The sequence below is a fragment of the Vibrio sp. V19_P1S1T109 genome (genome assembly GCF_002241375.1).
GTDB classification, from domain to species: domain Bacteria; phylum Pseudomonadota; class Gammaproteobacteria; order Enterobacterales; family Vibrionaceae; genus Vibrio; species Vibrio anguillarum.
The window spans coordinates 1-2,518 of sequence record NZ_NDIM01000290.1 but is presented as its reverse complement, the minus strand read 5'-3'; the positions used below and the strand labels follow the sequence as shown (position 1 = coordinate 2,518).

Genomic DNA, 2,518 nt, shown 5'->3' with positions numbered 1-2,518 from the left:
TGATAAGGTTAACAATTTCGCAATAATTATTATCTCCTTGTTTGAATATGTGTGATCATATTGTTGCCAGTAGGCCCTCATAAGGAAAAATAATAATGAATAGAAACGATAGTGTCCCTTTACCCTCCAACACCCGAGAATGGTTTTTTAACCGCAACAGCCTTATCATCCTAGCCGATATTGTCCTGTTTTTTATCTTGTACAATGCCTTACCTGTTGATTCTAATGTCGCTTTGGGCATTAGTATGCTGGCATTTATTGCTGTGCTGTGGTTAACGGAAGCTTTACACGTCACAGTCACTGCCATTCTTGTGCCTATCATGGCCATCGTTTTTGGTGTTTTCAACACCCAAACGGCGCTCAATAACTTTGCTAACTCGATTATCTTCCTATTTTTAGGTGGATTCGCATTGGCTGCTGCTATGCATCGGCAGGGGCTGGATAAAGTTATTGCCGATAAAGTTCTTATCATGGCGCGCGGGAAAATGAGCGTTGCGGTATTCATGTTGTTTGGTGTGACTGCCGCGCTTTCAATGTGGATCAGTAACACTGCCACCGCTGCGATGATGCTACCGCTTGTGCTTGGAGTGCTCAGCAAAGTGGATAAAGACCGTGGTCATTCTACCTATGTTTTTGTGCTTTTAGGTATTGCTTACAGCGCCAGCATTGGTGGTATTGCCACCATCGTAGGAAGCCCTCCTAACGCGATTGCCGCGGCTGAGGTTGGTCTTTCATTTACAGATTGGATGAAATTTGGTGCTCCAACGGCGGCGATTATGCTGCCCATTGCGATTACTATTTTATATTTCGCATTAAAACCGGATCTTAATGGAGAGTTCGAGCTCAATTATGAACCTGTTACTTGGGATAAAGGTAAAGTCGTCACGCTTGGTATTTTCGCATTAACGGTTTTTTGTTGGATATTTAGCAAACCAGTCAATGCCATGCTGGGTGGTTTTGCGAGCTTTGATACTCTGGTTGCGCTGGGTGCGATTGTTTTGGTCAATTTTGCCCGAGTGGTGCACTGGAAAGATGTAGAAAAAACGGCAGATTGGGGGGTATTACTGCTGTTTGGTGGCGGTATTTGCTTGAGCAACGTACTTAAGCAAACGGGAACCAGCGTTTTCCTAGCCAATGAACTAAGTGCCCTGATCTCTCATTTAGGTCTGTTCTTTATTGTATTCGTGATTGCTGTTTTCGTGGTGTTCCTAACGGAATTCGCGAGTAATACAGCCAGTGCAGCGCTGCTTATTCCGGTGTTTGCCAGTGTTGCTGAAGCCTTTGGTATCTCACCCGTGATTCTATCTGTATTGATTGCTATTGCGGCTTCTTGTGCATTTATGTTGCCCGTTGCGACGCCACCCAATGCGATAGTGTTTGCCTCTGGACACATTAAGCAAAGTGAGATGATGCGAGTGGGTATGATGCTAAATATTGCTTGTATTGGCTTGCTGACCATGATTGCGATGCTGTTCTGGTAAGCTAAGCACAAACTACTTCAATACTAATGAGCTCTCAATTCAGAGAGCTCATATTGAGATGTTATTACTGTTGGTTAACGAATTCTTTAAAGCGTGCTTTCGTTTTCTCATCAGCCTTGTTGTACCAAAAATGCAGCATTTCTTCGGCGGCGTTTTGTACATTTCCTGACTGAGCTAGTTCATTTTGCAGCATAGCAACATCCGTCATTCCAATAGCCGCAATACCCCCTGCGCGATTATAGTCATTTGCTTCACGGATATAGTCACGGCCTACTTGATACCCTTCTTTAAGAAGGCGATCTTGCTTCATCTCTAGTGTTTGGCCTGCTTGGTCAATCAGTGACCATTGCATTGTTTTAATCTCTTTCTCTGCTCGATGTGCATCACGGTATTCAGGCATGGCAAAATTCAGTTTTGCATCCTTTGCGGTGAATGTGGCAATGACTGCATCGCTTTCGATAATCACACGGTCATTCCCTTGCGTAAAATAAGGCGCGTATTTGAAGACGATTTGTTGTTCACCATCGGCCAGCTCAAGGCTTTTCGCTGAGGAAAATAGGCTGCCAGAAGTTTCGGGCTTCTGACCATTCACCGCTAATAAGTTAATGGTGTCTGGAATTTCAAGAGTGATATTAGCCAATACAGAGGCACTAAAGATCATGGTTAATGTACATAAAGCCGGTTTAATTAGGTTCATTATTTTATCCTTGCAAGCAATAGAGTAGAGGTTGCCGATAGTTGGTTGTAAAAGCAAGTTCTCAACGGCATAAGTGACTAATTTTCATTGAAATGTAACATCTTTAGCGCGAGGCATGCGTCATGCATTCGTCAATATTATCAGATCGTTAGTCACGTGATAATGTCATTCTCTTAATTTTAAATTATGCCATTTAGTCTTCTTCAAAGGCCTTAATTAGCGTAAAAAATTAAACTTACCTGCTTTGCTTTGTCAAAATTCTGAATTCCTGACTCAGAATTGCTTTTAAGATGTAACACGGTGAATCCCCATAACAAAATTTTAACGATGACTCGAAAAG

General features: G+C 42.6%; 2 protein-coding genes. One reads left to right on the top strand and one right to left on the bottom strand.

Annotated elements, in window-relative coordinates:
• Positions 1 to 95: 95 nt before the first annotated feature.
• On the top strand, positions 96 to 1,481 hold the full coding sequence (locus tag B9J87_RS14045; RefSeq protein ID WP_017048120.1) for an SLC13 family permease: 1,386 nt from the start codon (positions 96 to 98) through the stop codon (positions 1,479 to 1,481).
• A 64-nt stretch (positions 1,482 to 1,545) separates the two neighbouring features.
• Here B9J87_RS14045 and B9J87_RS14040 read toward each other — a convergent pair whose 3' ends face one another.
• A complete protein-coding gene (locus tag B9J87_RS14040; RefSeq protein ID WP_176429539.1) occupies positions 1,546 to 2,169 on the bottom strand; it encodes a DUF2057 family protein in 624 nt (207 codons plus the stop codon).
• Positions 2,170 to 2,518 lie beyond the last annotated feature (349 nt).